Raw genomic sequence first — 17,581 nt, 5'->3', positions numbered from 1 at the left:
CGCGCTGCCAAGAGGGCGTAACGCGCCTTGCGGGACGCGCGGGCGCCGCCCATAACGTGTGGATGCCCAAATCTGGCAGCAAGGACGCGCCGGAAGAACACGGCGCCTCCGCGCCGTTGCGCCGCTGCGACCATCCCGGATGCGGGGAAGCCGGCCTTTTCCGCGCGCCGCGCGACCGTTCCCTGCGTGACTTCCTATGGTTCTGCCTGCCGCATGTGCGGGACTACAATAAGGCGTGGGACTATTACAAAGGCATGGCCCCGGCCGAGATCGAGGCGCATCTGCGCGACGACACGGCCTGGCAGCGGCCGACCTGGCCGCTCGGGCGGCTCGGCGGCGCCGGCCGCTTCGACCCGGAAATCCTGCGCGACCCGCTCGGCGTGCTGGGGGCGGAGGCGCCGACCCCGCGCCGGCGCCCGCGCGAAACGCATGAAGCGCCGCCGGAACTGCGCGCGGCGCTCGACCTGCTCGGCCTCGTCTGGCCGCTCGACCAGGGTGAGTTGCGCGCGCGATACAAGGAGCTCGCGAAGCGCTATCATCCCGATGCGACGGGCGGCGATCGCCAGGCGGAAGAGCGGCTGAAGGACATCAACCGCGCCTACAGCCTGCTGAAGCGACGCGTACCCGCCCGGGCGCGCGCCACCGCCGAAGCGGAAGGCGCCGCCGCCGGGTAGCCGGATCGCCCCGGCGGTCCTAGAATGATTGATGACAGAGACGGAACCGGACTAGAGATGAACAAGGTCGCCCAACTCGCCGAAATCCGCCCAACCTCGGCGATCGACGCTCCCGACATCACGGTGAAGGCGCGCGAGGCCTTCGGGATCGACCTCGATCTCGAGGTCCCGGCCTTCTCGGTCCGCACGGAACACGTGCCCGAGGTCGACAGCACCTACCGGTTCGACAAGGAGACGACGCTCGCCATCGTCGCGGGCTTCACCTTCAATCGCCGCGTGATGATCCAGGGCTATCACGGCACCGGCAAGTCGACCCACATCGAGCAGGTGGCCGCACGGCTCAACTGGCCCTGCATCCGCGTCAACCTCGACAGCCACATCAGCCGCATCGACCTGATCGGCAAGGACGCGATCGTCCTCAAGGACGGCAAGCAGGTGACGGAATTCCGCGAGGGCATCCTCCCCTGGGCGCTGCAGCACCCCTGCGCGCTGGTCTTCGACGAGTACGACGCCGGCCGTCCGGACGTGATGTTCGTGATCCAGCGCGTGCTGGAGGTCGAGGGCAAGCTGACGCTGCTCGACCAGAACAAGGTGATCCGTCCGAACCCGTATTTCCGCCTGTTCGCGACGGCGAACACGGTCGGCCTCGGCGACACCACGGGCCTGTATCACGGCACCCAGCAGATCAATCAGGGCCAGATGGACCGCTGGTCGATCGTCGCCACGCTCAACTACCTGCCGCACAAGCAGGAGACGGAGATCGTGCTGGCGAAGCTGGGCGCCGAGGGCGACGCCAGGATGAAGAAGCAGGTGGAGGCGATGGTGGCGCTCGCCGACCTGACGCGCGCCGGCTTCATCGCAGGCGACATCTCGACGGTGATGTCGCCGCGCACCGTCATCACCTGGGCCGAGAACGCGCGCATCTTCGGCGATGTCGGCTTCGCCTTCCGGCTGACCTTCCTCAACAAGTGCGACGAGGCGGAGCGCGCGACTGTGGCCGAGTACTACCAGCGCTGCTTCAACGAGGAAGTCTCGACGGGGCTGCTGCGCAAGGCGGGGTGAGGCCAGGGCGTGGCCCCCTCCCGCGCGGGATCGGGCCACGCCGACCACGCAGCAATGCAGACGGCCGTCCTGATGACGGAGCCCCGCAGCGCCACGGGCGCGAGGAGCGAAGTCTGAATCAGGCCGGCCCCGCCGGAGCGAAGCGGAGGCTACATCTATCATGTCCGGCAAGCAGGACCTGACGCGGCAGGAAGAATTCAAGCGTGCCACCGCCGGCGCGCTGCGCGCCATCGCGCATGCCGACCCCGAGGTGCAGGTGGCCTTCCAGCCAGGCCCCTCCGGCGTCGCCGGCAAGCGCGTGCGCCTGCCGCTGCCGACCCGCGCCCTGCCGGCGGCCGAGATGGCCAAGCTGCGCGGCGCCGCCGATGCCGCCGCCCTGCGCCTGCGCCACCACGACGAATCCCTGCACGCCCAGCGCGTGCCCGGCAAGCGCGAGGCGCGCGAGGTGTTCGATGCGCTGGAGCAGGTGCGGGTCGAGACGGTCGGCTCGAAGCACATGGCCGGCGTGGCCGCGAATCTGCGCGCCAAGCTGACCGAGGAATGCGAAGCCGAGGGCTACGACCGGATGACGCGGAAGGACCAGCTTCCGCTGCCGGCAGCGCTCGCGATGATCGCGCGGGAGAAGCTGACCGGGGAAGCCGCGCCCGAGGTCGCACATCGCGTGCTCGACCTCTGGCGCGACACGCTCGGCGAGAAGGCCGATGAGGCGCTGGCCGAGATGGCCGCCTCCGCCGAGGACCAGGTCGCCTTCGCCAAGGCCGCCCGCAAGCTGCTGACCGCCCTCGACCTCGCCGAGGCGGAGGTGGAGGCCGAGAGCGAGCAGCAGGACGAGGAAGGCGAGGAGGGCGGCGAGAGCAGCCCCCAGCAGGACCAGTCCGGCGAAGGCCAGTCCTCCTCCGAGCAGGAAGACCAGATGCTCGGCGCCCAGCCCGAGCAGATGCAGGGCGAGGCCGCCGAGGAGGAAGGCGAGGAGACCGAGGAGGACGGCGCCGCCGCCGACGGGGACGACAAGCCCGGCGGCCCGCAGCAGCGCCGCGAGGTGCCGCAGGTCGACGACACCACCCGCTACCACGCCTTCACCACCCAGTTCGACGAGGTGGTTTCGGCCGAGGATCTCTGCGACCCGGACGAGCTGACGCGGCTGCGCCAGCAGCTCGACCAGCAGCTTTCCCACCTGCAGGGCGTCGTCTCCAAGCTCGCCAACCGGCTGCAGCGGCGGCTGCTCGCGCAGCAGCAGCGCGCCTGGGATTTCGACCTCGAGGAAGGCATCCTCGACGCGGCACGGCTGACGCGCGTCGTCACCAACCCGATGCATGCGCTGTCCTACAAGCACGAGCGCGACACGGATTTCCGCGACACCGTCGTCTCCCTGCTGATCGACAATTCCGGCTCGATGCGCGGGCGGCCGATCACGGTGGCGGCGATGTGCTGCGACATCCTCGCCCGCACGCTGGAACGCTGCGCGGTGAAGACCGAGATCCTCGGCTTCACGACGCGCGCCTGGAAGGGCGGGCAGAGCCGCGAGCGCTGGGTGCAGGAAGGCAAGCCGCGCAATCCCGGCCGCCTCAACGACCTGCGCCATGTCATCTACAAGGCCGCCGATGCTCCGTGGCGCCGTGCGCGCAAGAATCTCGGCCTGATGCTGCGCGAAGGGCTGCTCAAGGAGAACATCGATGGGGAGGCGCTGGAATGGGCCTACAAGCGGCTCGCCACCCGTCCCGAGCACCGGCGCATCCTGATGGTGATCAGCGACGGCGCCCCGGTCGATGACAGCACCCTGTCGGTGAACCCGGGCAACTACCTCGAGCGCCACCTCCGCAAGGTCATCCACGAGATCGAAGGCCGCAATCACGTGGAGCTGATCGCCATCGGCATCGGCCATGACGTGACGCGGTACTACCGCCGGGCGGTGACGATCGTGGATGCCGAGGAACTCGGCGGCACGATGATGAAGAAGCTCGCCGAGCTGTTCGACGAGGACGCGGCCGAGGCATGGCAGAGGGCCGCCGCGGAACGCGGGCCCGTGCTGGTGTGAGGCGCGGCCGGGGCGGGGCGTGCGCCGCGCAACGGTGGTGAAGAAGGCCGGGGGAGGGAACTCCCCCGGACCCCCTCCTTCCTTTGGCGGTCGGCAAGGCGCGCCGGAGGGGCAGGCGCGACCCATGGCGACGCGGCGCGCTGTTCTCGCGGCGGGGGTCTTGGCCAGCGGATGCCTGGGGACGCCCTGGGGGCCGGAGCCGCGCTCGGCCGGGACGGCCTTGCCGCCGGTGCCGCTGACCGGGGCGTTGCGCAGCCTTGGCGGCTTCGAGATCGACACGGCGCGCCTCGGCGCCGGCGGCCTGTCCGGCATCCATCTCGACGACAGCCTCCTCGCCACGATGATCGACGACCGCGCGCGCTGGGCACAGGCGCGCATCCTGCTGCGGGATGGGCGCGCCGCTGCGCTGGAGCCGATCGCGTCGGGGCCGCTCGGCGACGGCGCCGGCCAGGCCCTGCCGCCCGGCCATGCCGGCGATGCGGAGGCCCTCGCCCATCTGCCCGACGGCACCTGGCTGGTCGGCTTCGAACGCTGGCACCGCATCCGGGCCTATCGCCGCCTCGACGGCCCCGGCGCCTATGTCGCGCCCCCGCCGGGGCTTGATCGCGCGCCGTTCAATGCCGCGCTGGAATCGCTCACGGTGCTGGCGGATGGCCGCCTCTTCGCCATCGCCGAAGGCTTGGCGCCTGAAGGCGCCCCGGAACTGCGCCGCGCTTGGTTCGGCGGGCCGGGCGGCTGGGTGGCGCTGGCCTGGCGCCCGGCACCCGGCATGGTGCCGGTGGACGCCGCCGGCTTGCCGGATGGCGGCGCGCTCGTGCTGGAGCGCGCCTTCTCCTGGCTCGGCGGCTTCACCGGGCGGCTGGCGCGCGTGCCCGCCGGGGCGATCGTCGCGGCCAGGCCCGGCGCGGTGCTGGAAGGGGCGGAGATCCTCCGCCTCGACGGCACCGTCGTGCCGGCGGAGAACTACGAAGGCGTCGCGGTGGCGCGGCACGACGGGCGGCTGGTGGTCGCCCTCGTCGCCGACGACAACCACAGCCTGTTCCAGCGCAGCCTGATGCTGCTGTTCGAGATGGCCGATCAGCCCGTCGCGTGAACGGGCATCATGCCGGCCAGCCCTTCGGCTGACCAAGTATCAGGATCCCGGTGTCGCGCGCGGCCGCCCCGCCAGCCCCGCGCGCCGCCGAGCCGCCGAGCCGCACCGATGAGGTCATGCGGCATCATACCAACGGCCCGTTTGCCTGACCTGTGGAACCGAGAGGGGCTTTGCCCCTCTCGGGCTCTCCCCACCAAAGGCCCAGGGCCTTTGGAAGCCGATACCTGGCACCGTGCGCCACTGTCAGGATCAGTGCCGAAATCCGCCCGAAGCGATTGGACTGTCTGAACCACGCGGCACCAGATGACGGTTTCCAAGGGCCTCGGGCCTTTGGCGGGGTGGCTTGGAGGGGCTCCTCCCCTCGGATCCCGCCCTCACCGGTCATTCCAACGGGCCGCTCGTATCACTCCCCGCCGAGGCGCGGGCGGCTTCAGCTCGGCTCGCCTTCCACCGGATGTCCCCCGCAGGCGCGCATGAAGACCAGCACGTCGTGCGCAGCCTGCTTCACCGCCGCTCCATCGATGCCCTTGGCCACCACCGCGACCCCGCCGCCGCCCGTACGGTAATAGGGGTAGGAGCCGATATCGACCTCCGGGTAACGCTTCTGGATGTCGGCGAGGCCCTCGGCGATGCGGCCTTCCATCAGCCCGTTGGCATGCACGGCAGCGGAGACGATCGGCGGACCGCCCTGCAGGGTCGGCGCCAGCGCCTCGAACATCGCCTGCATGATGCGCGGCACGCCGGCCATGACATGGACATTGCCCATGGTGAAGCCGGGTGCGACGGAGATGATGTTGTCGATCAGCGCGGCACCGCGCGGCATGGTCGCCATGCGCTGGCGCGCCGGGTTGAAGTCGCCCGGCGGGGTCTGGCGGGCATAGTGCCCCTCCATCCGCCTCCATGCCTCCGGGTGCGGCTCCCAGGGCACGCCGAAGGCCTCGGCGACGCATTCGCTGGTGATGTCGTCATGCGTCGGGCCGATCCCGCCGGTGGTGAAGACATGGTCGTACTTCGCCCGTACCTCGTTCACCGTGGCGACGATCGTCTCCCGCACGTCGGGGATGACGCGCGCCTCGCGCAGCGGGATGCCGATCTCGCCGAGGCGCGTCGCGATGTACCTCAGGTTGGCGTCCTGGGTGCGGCCCGACAGCACCTCGTTGCCGATGATGAGCAGGCAGGCGGTCGGGTTGGGCATCGGCATCTCCTCGGATGCGCAAGGATAGGCGGGAGCCGGGCACAGACCAATGCCGGAGGGGAGCACCCTGCGGCCGGGGGCCCTGCCTCGGGCCGGGAGCCCGACGGGCGACCGCGCCCAAACCGGCAGCCGCCGCCGATGCGCCAGTACGCGGCGCGAAGCCGAGCCGGCGGGGGCCGGCGCCGGCGCTTGAGGCGCCTACAAGAAGTCCCGCAGCAGCGCGACCAGCGGCCGGTCCGCCGGCGGCATCGCGTAGTCGGCGAGCCGCATCGGTCTCACCCAGGCCAGCGTCTGGCCCTCCATCGCCGTCACCTGCCCCTGCCAGCGGCGGCAGAGATACAGCGGCATCAGCAGGTGGAAGGCCTCGTAGCCGTGGGAGGCGAAGGCGAAGGGCGCCAGGCAGGCCTCGGTCACGTCGATGCCGAGTTCCTCCTTGAGTTCGCGGATCAGGGCGCGTTCCGGCGTCTCGCCGGGATGCACCTTGCCGCCGGGGAACTCCCACAGGCCCGCCAGCGGCTTGCCCTCCGGCCGACGGGCCAGCAGCACGCGGTTGTCGGCGTCGATCAGCCCGACGGCGGCGACGAGCAGGATCGGCTTGCTGTCGGCTGCGGCTTCCGGCGCGGCGGCGGGGGCAGCCGGCGGCGGCGCGAAATCCGCGCGCCCGGCCTCGAAGAGCCGCACCGGCATGGCGCCGCCGCGGGAAAGGAAGTCCTGCGCGCCCGCGCCCGTCTCGCGAAAGCCGATGCGCGTGAGCACCGCGGCAGAGCGCGCATTGTCGGTCAGCGCACTGGCCGTCAGCCGGTCGATGTTGAGGTTGGCCAGCGCCCAGCGGGACAGCCGCCCGGCGGCCTCGGGCGCGATCCCCTGCCCCCAGTGGCGCCGCCCGACCCAGTAGCCAAGCTCGGCGCTGCGCGCGGCGACGTCGAGGGTCAGGCCAACGCAGCCGACCAGCACGTCGTCCTCCCGCCGCGCGATCGCGAGGTGGTAGGCCTCCCCGGCCGCGACCCGTTCGGCGGTGGAGCCGATCCATTCATCCGCCAAGTCGCGCGGATAGGGAAAGGGCACCCGGGCGAGTGTCTTCGCCACCTCCCAGTCATTGACCAAGCGGTGAAGCTCCGCCGCATCCTCCGCGCGCAGGGGCCGCAGCAGGAAACGCTCGGTGGCGAGCGGTGCGAAGGCGGTCACGGAGTCGGGCATCGGGCTGCCAGGAACGGCGAGGCCGCCCCCCGCGTCAAGGCTTGCGCGCCGCCAGCAGCACGAACATCGGCGCGGCGTTGCGCGGAAACGGCAGCATCGCCGAGGCCGCCCGCCCCAGCGCGAAGGCGGCCGCCAGCGCCGCGTACCAGGACCGGCGCGCGGCGAACCAGGGGCCGTCGGGGTCTGTCTTCACCGGCGACAGCCGCCCCATCCAGTGGATCAGCGGCTGGGCCGCGACGGGCGGCAGGGGGCGGATCTCCTCGACGACGAGGCCGAGACGATCCGCCAGCGCCTGCATCGCCCCGGCGTTCCACCAGGAGAGGTGGTGCGGCGGCGCGTTGAAGACGAAATCGGGGATCGCCGTCATGGCCGAGGGCCAGACCGGCGCGCCGAGCATCAGCAACCCGCCCGGCTTCAGGCAGCGCACCATGTCCGCGGCGAGGCGCACCGGGTCGGCGACATGCTCGATGACCTGGAAGGCGCAGGCGGTGTCGTAGGCGCCTTGATGCGCCGCGGCGTGGCCGGCAAGGCTCTCCGAGCGGACCTCGCCTGCCGGCGCCGCATACGCGCCAGGGTTGGGGTCCAGCCCGACATAGCGCGCATGCGGAATGAAGCGTGCGAAGGCGCCGGCGCCGGCGCCCACCTCCAGCACGGCATCGCCCGCCCGGATGCGCGCCGCGGCATGCGGGTACTCGGCGCGGTCCCGCCCGGCGGCTCGTACCCGCCCGCCGGCGTCGAGGCGACGGTACAGCGCCTCATAAAAGGCACCGTCGCCTTCCTCGGCGGGGGCGAAGAACACCAGGCCGCAGGGGGCACGGTAGATCCCGATCCGGCCCTGCGGCAGCGGCGTCGGCGCCACGCCGAAGGCGCGGCGCCATAGCCCGCGCAGCAGGCCGGCCGAAACCTCCTGCACCAGCGCGGCGGGCGCGCCGGTGATCGGGCAGAGGCCCGGCGTCACGCGGCGCCGCCGGGGGCGTGGCGGCGCAGCACGCGTACCTTCTCCGGCCCCAACACCTCGTATTCCACGTGGCGCCAGCGGATAACGCGGGTGCGGGCGCTGGTCCAGAACAGCGCGGCCACCGCCGGCGCGGTGATCGGCGCGAGCGCGCCCAGCACGACCTGCGCAGCGCGCGCGGCCATCCCTTCCCGGATCCCCACCGCGCGGGTGACGCGGTCGTGCAGCAGGGCGCGCGTGGCGCCCACCAGCATCACCCCGGCCAGGAACCACCCCGCCGTCGCGTTGCCGGCCAGCGCCAGCAGGCCCAGGGGCAGCGCCAGCGCCTCCGCCTGCAGTGCCGCGCCGAGCCACACCCACAGCGTCGGCACATAGACCCGCACGATCTGCAACTGACGCTTCTTGAAGGCGATCGCCTCCCGGTCGCCGCCCTCGGGCGGCGTCGGCAGCAGGACAGCACGCCGTGTCAGCACCCGCATCCCGAGCGCCCGCGCCCGCCGGCTGATCGCGCCATCGGTCGAGAAGGTGCGGGACAGCGCATCCGGCAGATCCATCTTCGCCAGCGCCCCGCGCGAGATCGCCACCGACCCGCCCCAGACCAGCCCCGAAGCCAGGAAGCGCGGCCCGAGCGCGAGCGAGCGATCGAGCCAGGCCACCACATGCCGCCCCGGCCCGGCGCCATCCAGCGCGTGCCAGCGATAGCCTGTGACCACATCCGCCGCCCCGTTCAGCGCCGGCGTCGCCAGCCAGGACAGCCAGGTGTCCTGCGGCAGGATGTCCGCATCGAGCAGCACCAGCGCATCATCCAGCGCGTCGATGCGCGTGCAGGCGGCGATCATGTTCGTCGCCTTCTGGCTGCGCGTGTCGTCGATCCCGGCGACGACGATCTCGATCGGGAAGGGCAGCAGGTGTTCGAGTTCGCGCACTTGGGCGTGGGCCGGGTCGGCCTGGGATTCCACCGCCACCAGCATGCGCCGGGGGCGCAGCGTCTGCCGGGCCAGCGCGGCGAAGAGCGGGGGCAGGCCATCGGTGCGGCCCGTCACGGCGAGCAGCAGCGTCACACGGCCCTCGGCGGCCACGGCAGGGGGACGGAAGAAGCGCAGGAACCAGACGACGCCGGCCAGCCAGGCGAGCGTCGCCAGCAGCGCGATCGTGCCGAGCAGAACGGTCACGGGTGGCGTCGGAGGGGGGCGCCGCCCCTCTCCTCACGGCGAAGCAGTGCTTCGCCCCCTCCCCGAAACCCCGATTCAAGTAACGGTTTCCAAAGGCCCTTCGGCCTTTGGCGGGTGGGGTCCGGGGAGGGCAGAGCCCTCCCCGTTGCCGTCCGTGCCCGCACTAGCTCCGGTACGACCCGTTGATGTCGATGTATCCGTGCGTCAGGTCGCAGGTCCACACCGTCGCCTTGCCCTTGCCGAGCCCGATATCGACGGTGATCTCCACCTCGCGCCCCTTCATGTGGGCGACGACCGGCGTCTCGTCGTAGCCGTCCACCACGCCGCCGTCCTTCGCCATCCATACGCCGCCCACGGCGATGGAGAGCAGGTCGCGGTCCGCCGGCTCGCCCGACTTGCCGACGGCCATGACGATGCGTCCCCAGTTGGCGTCCTCGCCGGCGATCGCGGTCTTCACCAGCGGCGAGTTGGCGATGCTCATGCCGATCCTGTGGGCCGAGCGCGCCGTGGTCGCGCCCGTCACATCGATGCGGATCAGCTTCTGGGCGCCCTCGCCGTCGCGGGCGACCATCAGCGCCAGGTCCATCAGCACCTCGTTCAGCGCGCGTGCGAAGTCCTTGAGGATCGCGCCGCCTTCCGCCGGCACGCGCGGATGCTTCGCGGCACCCGTCGCGAAGAGCAGCACGGTGTCGGAGGTGGAGGTATCGGAATCGACCGTCACGCAGTTGAAGGACCTGTCGCAGCCCTTCTTGAGCAGCGCCTGCAGCGCGGCGGCCGGGATCTTCGCGTCGGTGGCGAGGAAGGAGAGCATCGTCGCCATGTCCGGCGCGATCATCCCCGACCCCTTGGCGATGCCGGCGATGGTCACCGTCGTCTCGCCGATCGTCGCCGTGCGCACCGCGCCCTTGGGGAAGGTGTCGGTGGTCATGATGGCGCGGGCGGCGGGGCCGAAGCCCGCTTCCTCCACCGCGCCGAAGACGCCGGGCAGCGCGCCGACCAGCTTCTCGGTCGGCAGGCGTTCGCCGATCACGCCGGTGGAGGCGAGGAAGACCTCACGCGGCTTGCAGCCGAGCAGCCCGGCGGCGGCGGCGGCCGTCTTCTCGCAGGTCTCGCGCCCCGCCTTGCCGGTGAAGACGTTGGAATTGCCGGAGGTGACGACCAGGCCCCGTGCCTTGCCGCCCTTGAGCGCCGCGCGGCTCCATTCCACCGGCGCGCCGGGGCAGCGGTTCTTGGTGAACACACCCGCCACGGTCGTTCCGGCCGGGAAGGCCATGACCATCACGTCCTCCCGTGCGCGGTAGCGGATCTCCGCCATGCCGGTCGCGACCTGCACGCCCGGCACGGGCGGCATCTCCGGCAGCGGGAGGGCGAGAGGGGAGACAGGGTGGGCCATGGGCGCGTCCTTGTTCTTGCCTGGCGTGTGGTCAGCGCCGGATCGGTGCGGCGGGACGGGCGGCCGGCGCGGCGGGCGCCGGCGGCTCGGCCGCGTCGGTCGGGCGCGGGGCGGAACCGTCGAGGTTGAAGCGCTCGATCCGCGCTTCGCCGCGGGCGCGATCCACCGCTGCCGTCACCTCCGCCTCCAGAAGCTGCTGGCGGATGGCATTGCTCACTTCCTCGAGGGCGGGCGCGGCGGCGCGGCGGCGTTCCTCCACCTTGATGACGTGCCAGCCGAAGGGGGAGCGGACCGGGTTCTCGCTGATCTGCCCGGCCTGCAGGGCGAAGGCGGCCTCGGCGAATTCGGGCACCATGTCGCCACGGCGGAAGAAGCCGAGGTCGCCCCCTTCCCGCGCCCCGGGGCCGGTGGAGCGGCGCTGCGCGACGGCGGTGAAGTCAGCGCCGCCGCGAACCTCGGCGAGCGCCTCGCGGGCCTCGGATTCGGTCGGCACCAGGATGTGGCGGGCGCGCACCTCCTCCTCCGCCGGGCGGTTCGCCACGTCGCGGTCGTAGCGGGCGCGGATCGCGTCGTCGGTGACGCGGGACGCGATCTCGCGGCTCAGCCAGGCCTGCTGGAGTTCCTGCTCCTCGGCGCGGCGGATGCGGGCGCGCACCGCCTCATCCTGGTCGAGCCCGGCGCGGCGGGCCGCGGCGGTCACCGCGCGCCCGGCGATGAGCTGGTCGAGCAGCAGCGGATAGAGCATCTGCGGCGGCGCGCCGCGCAGTTCCTCCGGCAGATCGCGGGCCGCGGCGGCAAGGTCCGAGAGCAGGATCGGCTGGCCGTCCACCCGCGCCACCACCGGATCCCCCGGGGGGGTCGCCGGCGCGGGCTGGGCGTGCAGCGCCGGGGCGGCGCAGATCGCGATCGCCAGGGCGATGCCCGCGCGAAGGGGGTGGGCGTGGCGGCGGCGCGGAGTCATGGAACCTCGGGGGCGGGGAAGGGCTGGAAGATGGCCGATGCGCCTGGGGGCGACAAGGTGAGGGCACCGCAACAGGTGGCATGACAAGGAGAAGGCACCGCCATCGGGGGCAAAGGCACCGCGCCACGGGGCATCGGCGTTGACCCGCCCTGCCCGCCCGCCTATCTCTGCCCGGGCCGCGCCGCAGCCCGCCCCGACCCCAACGGTCCGGCCGGGCGCGGCGCGATCCGAGTCTGCGCCCCCCATCCGCCTGAATGGGGGCGTGCTCGACCGGGCAGCCCGCCCGACGGAGACCGACGCCCCTCATGTTCGCCCGCCTCGCCGCCGCCATCTTCGGCACCTCCAACGACCGCGCGCTCAAGCGCTTCCAGTCGCGGGTGCCGGCCATCAACGCCTTCGAACCGAGGATGCAGGCGCTCTCGGATGAGGCGCTGGCCGGCCAGACCGCTCATTTCCGCGAGCGGCTCGAAAAGGGCGAAGCCCTGGACGACCTGCTGCCGGAAGCCTTCGCGACCGTGCGCGAGGCCGCCCGTCGCGTCCTCGGGCTGCGCCACTTCGACGTGCAGATGATCGGCGGCATGGTGCTCCATGAGGGCAAGATCGCCGAGATGAAGACCGGCGAGGGCAAGACGCTGGTCGCGACCCTGCCGGTCTACCTCAACGCGCTGCCCGGCAAGGGCGTGCATGTCGTCACGGTGAACGACTATCTCGCCAGTCGCGACGCGGAATGGATGGGCCGGCTGTACCGCTTCCTCGGCCTGACCGTCGGCACGATCGTCCATGGCCTGACGGACGAGGAACGGCGCAACGCCTACGCCTGCGACATCACCTACGGCACCAACAACGAGTACGGCTTCGACTACCTGCGCGACAACATGAAGTACCGGCTGGAGGACATGGTCCAGCGGGACTTCGCCTACGCGATCGTCGACGAGGTCGACAGCATCCTGGTCGATGAGGCGCGCACGCCGCTCATCATCAGCGGACCGTCCGAGGATTCCTCCGACCTCTACCGCCGGGTGGACGAGGTGGTGAAGATCCTGGTGCAGGACCCCGAGACCTATGAGAAGGACGAGAAGCAGCGCGCCGTCTCGCTGACCGAAGCGGGCAGCGAGCGTGTCGAGGAGATGCTGAAGGCGGCCGGGCTGCTGACCGAGGGCGATCTCTACGACATCCACAACGTGACGCTGGTGCACCACGTCAACCAGTCGGTGCGCGCGCACACGCTGTTCAAGCGCGACGTCGAATACGTCGTCCGCCAGGACAAGATCGTCATCATCGACGAGTTCACCGGCCGCATGATGGAGGGCCGGCGCTATTCGGACGGGCTGCACCAGGCGCTGGAGGCGAAGGAGCACGTCACCGTCCAGCCGGAGAACCAGACCCTCGCCTCCATCACCTTCCAGAACTACTTCCGGCTCTATCCGAAGCTCGCCGGCATGACCGGCACGGCGGCGACCGAAGCGGACGAGTTCGCCGAGATCTACAAGCTGGAAGTCGTCGAGATCCCGACCAACGTGCCGGTGGCGCGCATAGACGGGGATGACGAGGTCTATCGCAGCGCACAGGAGAAGTACGAGGCGGTCGCCGCGCTGATCGCCGAGGCGCGCGACCGCGGCCAGCCCTGCCTGGTCGGCACCACCAGCATCGAGAAGTCCGAGCTGATCTCCGCCCTGCTCAACAAGAAGAACATCCCGCACCAGGTGCTGAACGCCCGCTACCACGAGCAGGAGGCCTACATCGTCGCGCAGGCGGGCCGCCCCGGCGCGGTGACGATCGCCACCAACATGGCGGGCCGCGGCACGGACATCCAGCTCGGCGGCAATGTCGAGATGCTGGCGCGCCAGGAAGCCGGCGCCTCGGAAGGCGAGGCCTACGAGGCCGCGCTCGCGAGGCACAAGGCCGAAGTGGAGGCCCTGCGCCCGAAGGTGAAGGAGGCCGGCGGCCTCTTCGTCATCGGCACCGAGCGGCATGAATCGCGGCGCATCGACAACCAGCTCCGCGGCCGCTCCGGCCGCCAGGGCGATCCGGGCGCGTCGCGCTTCTTCCTCTCCCTCGAAGACGACCTGATGCGCATCTTCGGGTCCGAGCGCATGGGCGGGATGCTGCAGAAGCTCGGCCTCAAGGAAGGCGAGGCGATCGTCCATCCCTGGATCAACAAGGCGCTCGAGAAGGCACAGAAGAAGGTCGAGGCGCGCAACTTCGACATGCGCAAGAACCTTCTCAAGTACGACGACGTCATGAACGACCAGCGCAAGGAGGTCTATTCCCAGCGCCGCGCCTTCATGATGGCCGACGACGTGCTCGAGACCATCCAGGAAATGCGGCGCGAGACGATCGCCGAGCTCGTCGCCCGCTGCATCCCCGAGAACGCCTATCCGGAGCAGTGGGACCTCGAGACGCTGCAGCGCCAGGTGCAGGACGTGCTGAACCTCGACGTGCCGGTCGCCGACTGGGCGCGCGAGGAAGGCATCGACGACGACATCGTGCGCGAACGGCTGGAGGAAGCTGCCGACCGGTCCTACGCCGCGCGCGCGGCGAATGTCGGCCCGGAAATCATGCGCCAGGTCGAGAAATCCCTGCTGCTGCAGGTCTTCGACCAGGTATGGAAGGAACACCTGCTGGCGCTCGACCATCTGCGCCAGGGCATCGGGCTGCGCGCCTACGGCCAGCGCGACCCGCTGAACGAATACAAGTCCGAGGCCTTCGCGCTGTTCAACGGCATGCTGACCGACCTGCGGGAACGCGTGACGTCGCTGCTGCTGCGCATAGAATTGCGCCCCGAGGCGCCGCCGCCTTCCCCGGACGGCATCGGCTTCCTCGACATGCGCCACCCGGATCCGGCCATGGCGGCCGCGGAGCTGGAGATGGCCGGGAACGGGACGGGCTACGAGGCGGTGCCGATGGCGATCGGCACGGCTGCGCCTCGGCCCATCGCGCAGGGCGTCGATCCGAACGATCCTTCCACCTGGCACCGCACGCCGCGCAACGCGCCCTGCCCCTGCGGGTCGGGCAAGAAGTTCAAGGCCTGCCACGGGCGCGTGTGAACACCGCCCAGGCCCTGCCCTGGCTGGTCGCGGCGGCGGCGCTCGCCCCGGCGCCCGCCGCCGCGCACTGGGAGTTCACCCGCTGGGGCATGAGCCTGCAGCAGGTCGTCGCCGCCTCCCGCGGGTCGGTTCGCGCAATGCCCGCGGAGGAACAGCGGCGGGTGCCCGCGGCCCGCATGGAATACCGCGCCGCAGGGGAGTTCCGCTCGGGCACGCTGCGCCTGTCGGTCGCCTTCGCCTTCGATGGGCGCAACGGCGGGCTGGTCTGCGTCTCGGCGCGCGGGGATGCGGCGCAGGGACCGGCGCTGCGCGCGCGACTCATGCGACTGTTCGGCGAGCCCCAGGAACGCGGGCGCGACCCTGTGACGTCGACGGATTCATATGGTTGGACGCAGCCCGACGAGATCGACCTGCAGATCACGCCAGGCCGGCCGGTGGTGCTGCTGCACTGCGCGCGGGGCGTGTAGGGCCCGCGCAGCCGCCGGCTACTCGCTCGGCGACAGGGTCTTGATCAGGTCGAAGACCCGCTTGCGGACCGAAGGATCGGTGATCCGGTAATAGGCGCGCACCAGTTCCAGCGTCTCCCGCCGGTGCAGCGTGTCGTCCTCGAAGCCTTCCTGCCCCTCGGCGAAGCCGAAGGCGGCGCCGCGGGACCTCGTCGCGGCATTGCCGCCGAGTTCCGGCGACATGTCGTCGAAGAAGAAGCCGATCGGCACGTCCAGCACGCGGGCGAGGTCGAAAAGGCGGCTCGCGCCGATGCGATTCACGCCGCGTTCGTATTTCTGGATCTGCTGGAAGGTCAGGCCGAGGGCCTCTCCCAGCTTCTCCTGGCTCATGCCGAGCAGCGTGCGGCGAAGGCGGACGCGCGTGCCGACATGCACATCGATCGGGCTGGCCCGATGCTCGCGTTCAACGCGCTCCATGGTGTCGTCGCTCGGCATCAGGCCCTCCGCAGTCCGAAGCATCAAGCCCGCCCCCAAAACGGCATACACAAACGCGTGACGTGCTTGCCTTCGCTGTCGCAGGAATAGGCGGCCATTCACTCTTTGTCAACTCTTTTTCTCTTTCTCGTTTTTTGAGACGTCCTGAAACCGGTGCCGCCTCGCCCAGTTCACGCTGGACGATTCCCCATGGTCCCCTTCCACCACCCAGAAGCGAAGATGACCAGCGATAGAAATGCCGTGATCGCCGTCCCGAACCGCGAGAATGGCGTTGCCTCCCGCTCCGCGGGCAATGGCGCCACCAGCACCCCCGTCTCGCCGAGGCCGGTGCGGACAACCTCCCGCCCGCGCGCGTCGAACACGGCCGAGACGCCGGTCTGCGCCGCCCGCGCGAGGGGCAGCCCTTCCTCCACCGCCCTCAGCCGCGCCGTCGCCAGATGCTGCCATGGGCCGGCGGAAACGCCGAACCAGGCATCATTGGTGACGTTCACCAGCCAAGCCGGCCGCTCCCTCGGCACCACCGCGCCGGGGAAGATGACCTCGTAGCAAATCAGCCCGCCGAAGGGTGGAACCCAGCCGGCGCGCACCGCCAGCCGTTCCGCCCCTGCGGTGAAGTCCATGCCGCCCTGGACGATGCGCACCGGCAGCAATCCAGCAAGCGGCATGTACTCACCAAAGGGAACGAGATGGACCTTGTCTGTGATCCCACGCACTTCCCCCGCCGGATCCACCGCGACCAGGCTGTTGAAGACGCGGCGCGCGCGCCGGTCGGGACCGAATTCCGCCCGCACCGTGCCCGAGAGCAGCATCGCCCGCTGCGGCAGCGCGCCGGCGACGAGCTGGCGCACCTCCGGATCGTCGGCGAGCAGGAAGGGGATCGCCGTCTCCGGCCAGATCACCACGAGGTTGTGTTCTTCTGGCAGGTCGCGCAGCGCCGCGAGCGCCGCCTCCCGCGTGGCTTCGATGTAGCGCCGCAGGATCGGGATGCGCTGGTCCTCCCGCCACTTCAGCTCCTGCGCGACGTTGCCCTGCACGATCAGGATGCCGACCGGCTGCGGCGGTGGCTCCTCCGGCCACAACCGCGCCAGGCCGAACAGCGCGAAGCCGGCCAGCGCGGCCGCGCCGCCCAGCATGGCTCGCCGCCCGAGCAGGGGAGTCGCGGCGATGATCACCGTCGCCAGCGACAGCCCGTGCACGCCCACCCAGGCCGCCGCCTGCACCGGCAGCGCGCCGAAGGCCCAGACCGTTCCGAGCAGGTTCCACGGGAAGCCCGTGAAGGCCCAGCCGCGCAGCAGCTCGAACAGCACCCAGGCGCCGCCGAAGACCAGCACCCGAGGCCAGCCGGCCCGCGCCTTCCACGCCAGCGCCACCGGTCCGGCGACGAACAGCGCCAGGGGCAGCGCCAGCGCCGGCACGGCGATCGGCACCAGCCACCAGAACCGCTCCACCTCGGTCAGGATCGCATGCGTGATCCAGTAGAGCCCGGCGGCGAAATAGCCCCAGCCCCAGGCATAGCCGACCCAGAAGGCGCGCCGCCACGACCCGGCGGCGCCCACCAGGACCAGGAGCCCGGGGATCGCCAGCAACAGCACCGGCACCGCATGGACGGGCGGCAGCGCGAGCGCCGCCAAGGCCCCGAGCCCGATCGCCGTGACCCACAACCGCCAACCCCTCCGGGCGGCGAGATGCCCGAGCAACCGTTCCCACATGTGCGATGGTCCTGAATGGCGAGAGGGAGGGTTATGGCCGGGAAGGGCGCGCGCCGGGAGGGCCCTGCCCTCCCGGACCCACCCGCCAGAGGCCGAAAGGCCTCTGGACACCAGGACGTGATCCGGCATGTCGGAGAGGGCGCCGAC

14 protein-coding genes are annotated in these 17,581 nt (G+C 71.2%); 6 read left to right on the top strand and 8 right to left on the bottom strand.

Translation table 11 applies throughout. The features are described from left to right. The first annotated feature begins 62 nt into the window (after positions 1–62). The 4 genes from GXW74_RS05770 (at position 63) to GXW74_RS05755 (ending at position 4,864) form a co-directional block, all read left to right on the top strand. Positions 63–674, top strand: a complete 612-nt coding sequence (locus GXW74_RS05770; protein WP_211845504.1) for a J domain-containing protein — start codon at positions 63–65, stop codon at positions 672–674. A gap of 57 nt (positions 675–731) precedes the next feature. Continuing rightward, positions 732–1,736: a cobaltochelatase subunit CobS gene (gene cobS, locus GXW74_RS05765; RefSeq protein WP_211845502.1), complete on the top strand. Its 1,005-nt coding sequence runs from the start codon at positions 732–734 to the stop codon at positions 1,734–1,736. A gap of 160 nt (positions 1,737–1,896) precedes the next feature. Then, complete coding sequence (cobT, locus tag GXW74_RS05760) at positions 1,897–3,771, top strand: cobaltochelatase subunit CobT (protein WP_211845500.1); 1,875 nt, start codon at positions 1,897–1,899, stop codon at positions 3,769–3,771. A 160-nt stretch (positions 3,772–3,931) separates the two neighbouring features. Continuing rightward, complete coding sequence (locus GXW74_RS05755) at positions 3,932–4,864, top strand: esterase-like activity of phytase family protein (protein ID WP_211845498.1); 933 nt, start codon at positions 3,932–3,934, stop codon at positions 4,862–4,864. 430 nt (positions 4,865–5,294) lie between these two features. Here the strand turns inward: GXW74_RS05755 and GXW74_RS05750 are convergent, their stop codons facing one another. The 6 genes from GXW74_RS05750 to GXW74_RS05725 form a co-directional block, all read right to left on the bottom strand. Then, positions 5,295–6,059, bottom strand: coding sequence for a competence/damage-inducible protein A (locus GXW74_RS05750; protein WP_211845496.1), 765 nt, complete (start codon positions 6,057–6,059; stop codon positions 5,295–5,297). Positions 6,060–6,257: 198 nt separating this feature from the next. Beyond that, on the bottom strand, positions 6,258–7,256 hold the full coding sequence (locus GXW74_RS05745; protein WP_211845494.1) for a bifunctional GNAT family N-acetyltransferase/(deoxy)nucleoside triphosphate pyrophosphohydrolase: 999 nt from the start codon (positions 7,254–7,256) through the stop codon (positions 6,258–6,260). A 34-nt stretch (positions 7,257–7,290) separates the two neighbouring features. Next, positions 7,291–8,214 (bottom strand): class I SAM-dependent methyltransferase, encoded by a 924-nt coding sequence (locus GXW74_RS05740; protein WP_211845493.1) that lies wholly within the window; start codon positions 8,212–8,214, stop codon positions 7,291–7,293. Next, complete coding sequence (locus GXW74_RS05735) at positions 8,211–9,383, bottom strand: glycosyltransferase (protein WP_211845490.1); 1,173 nt, start codon at positions 9,381–9,383, stop codon at positions 8,211–8,213. Before GXW74_RS05735 ends, GXW74_RS05740 begins: the two co-directional genes overlap by 4 nt. Before the next feature lie 163 nt (positions 9,384–9,546). Further along, entirely contained in the window at positions 9,547–10,776 is a 1,230-nt protein-coding gene (gene argJ / locus GXW74_RS05730) for a bifunctional glutamate N-acetyltransferase/amino-acid acetyltransferase ArgJ (RefSeq protein WP_211845489.1), read from the bottom strand. 31 nt (positions 10,777–10,807) lie between these two features. Then, positions 10,808–11,737, bottom strand: a complete 930-nt coding sequence (locus GXW74_RS05725) for a peptidylprolyl isomerase (RefSeq protein ID WP_211845487.1) — start codon at positions 11,735–11,737, stop codon at positions 10,808–10,810. Positions 11,738–12,042: 305 nt separating this feature from the next. Between GXW74_RS05725 and secA the strand changes: the two genes are divergently transcribed. Further along, positions 12,043–14,784 (top strand): preprotein translocase subunit SecA, encoded by a 2,742-nt coding sequence (gene secA / locus GXW74_RS05720; protein ID WP_211845485.1) that lies wholly within the window; start codon positions 12,043–12,045, stop codon positions 14,782–14,784. After that, positions 14,781–15,251 (top strand): hypothetical protein, encoded by a 471-nt coding sequence (locus tag GXW74_RS05715; protein ID WP_211845483.1) that lies wholly within the window; start codon positions 14,781–14,783, stop codon positions 15,249–15,251. Before secA ends, GXW74_RS05715 begins: the two co-directional genes overlap by 4 nt. Before the next feature lie 18 nt (positions 15,252–15,269). Here GXW74_RS05715 and GXW74_RS05710 read toward each other — a convergent pair whose 3' ends face one another. Further along, on the bottom strand, positions 15,270–15,725 hold the full coding sequence (locus tag GXW74_RS05710; protein ID WP_211845481.1) for a helix-turn-helix domain-containing protein: 456 nt from the start codon (positions 15,723–15,725) through the stop codon (positions 15,270–15,272). Positions 15,726–15,895: 170 nt separating this feature from the next. Further along, on the bottom strand, positions 15,896–17,434 hold the full coding sequence (gene lnt, locus GXW74_RS05705; protein WP_211845479.1) for an apolipoprotein N-acyltransferase: 1,539 nt from the start codon (positions 17,432–17,434) through the stop codon (positions 15,896–15,898). Between the last annotated feature and the right edge of the window lie 147 nt (positions 17,435–17,581).

This window comes from Neoroseomonas eburnea (assembly GCF_018129005.1).
Lineage (GTDB): Bacteria > Pseudomonadota > Alphaproteobacteria > Acetobacterales > Acetobacteraceae > Neoroseomonas > Neoroseomonas eburnea.
Note: the sequence above shows the minus strand (reverse complement) of the source record. Positions and strands in the feature narration are given on the sequence as shown.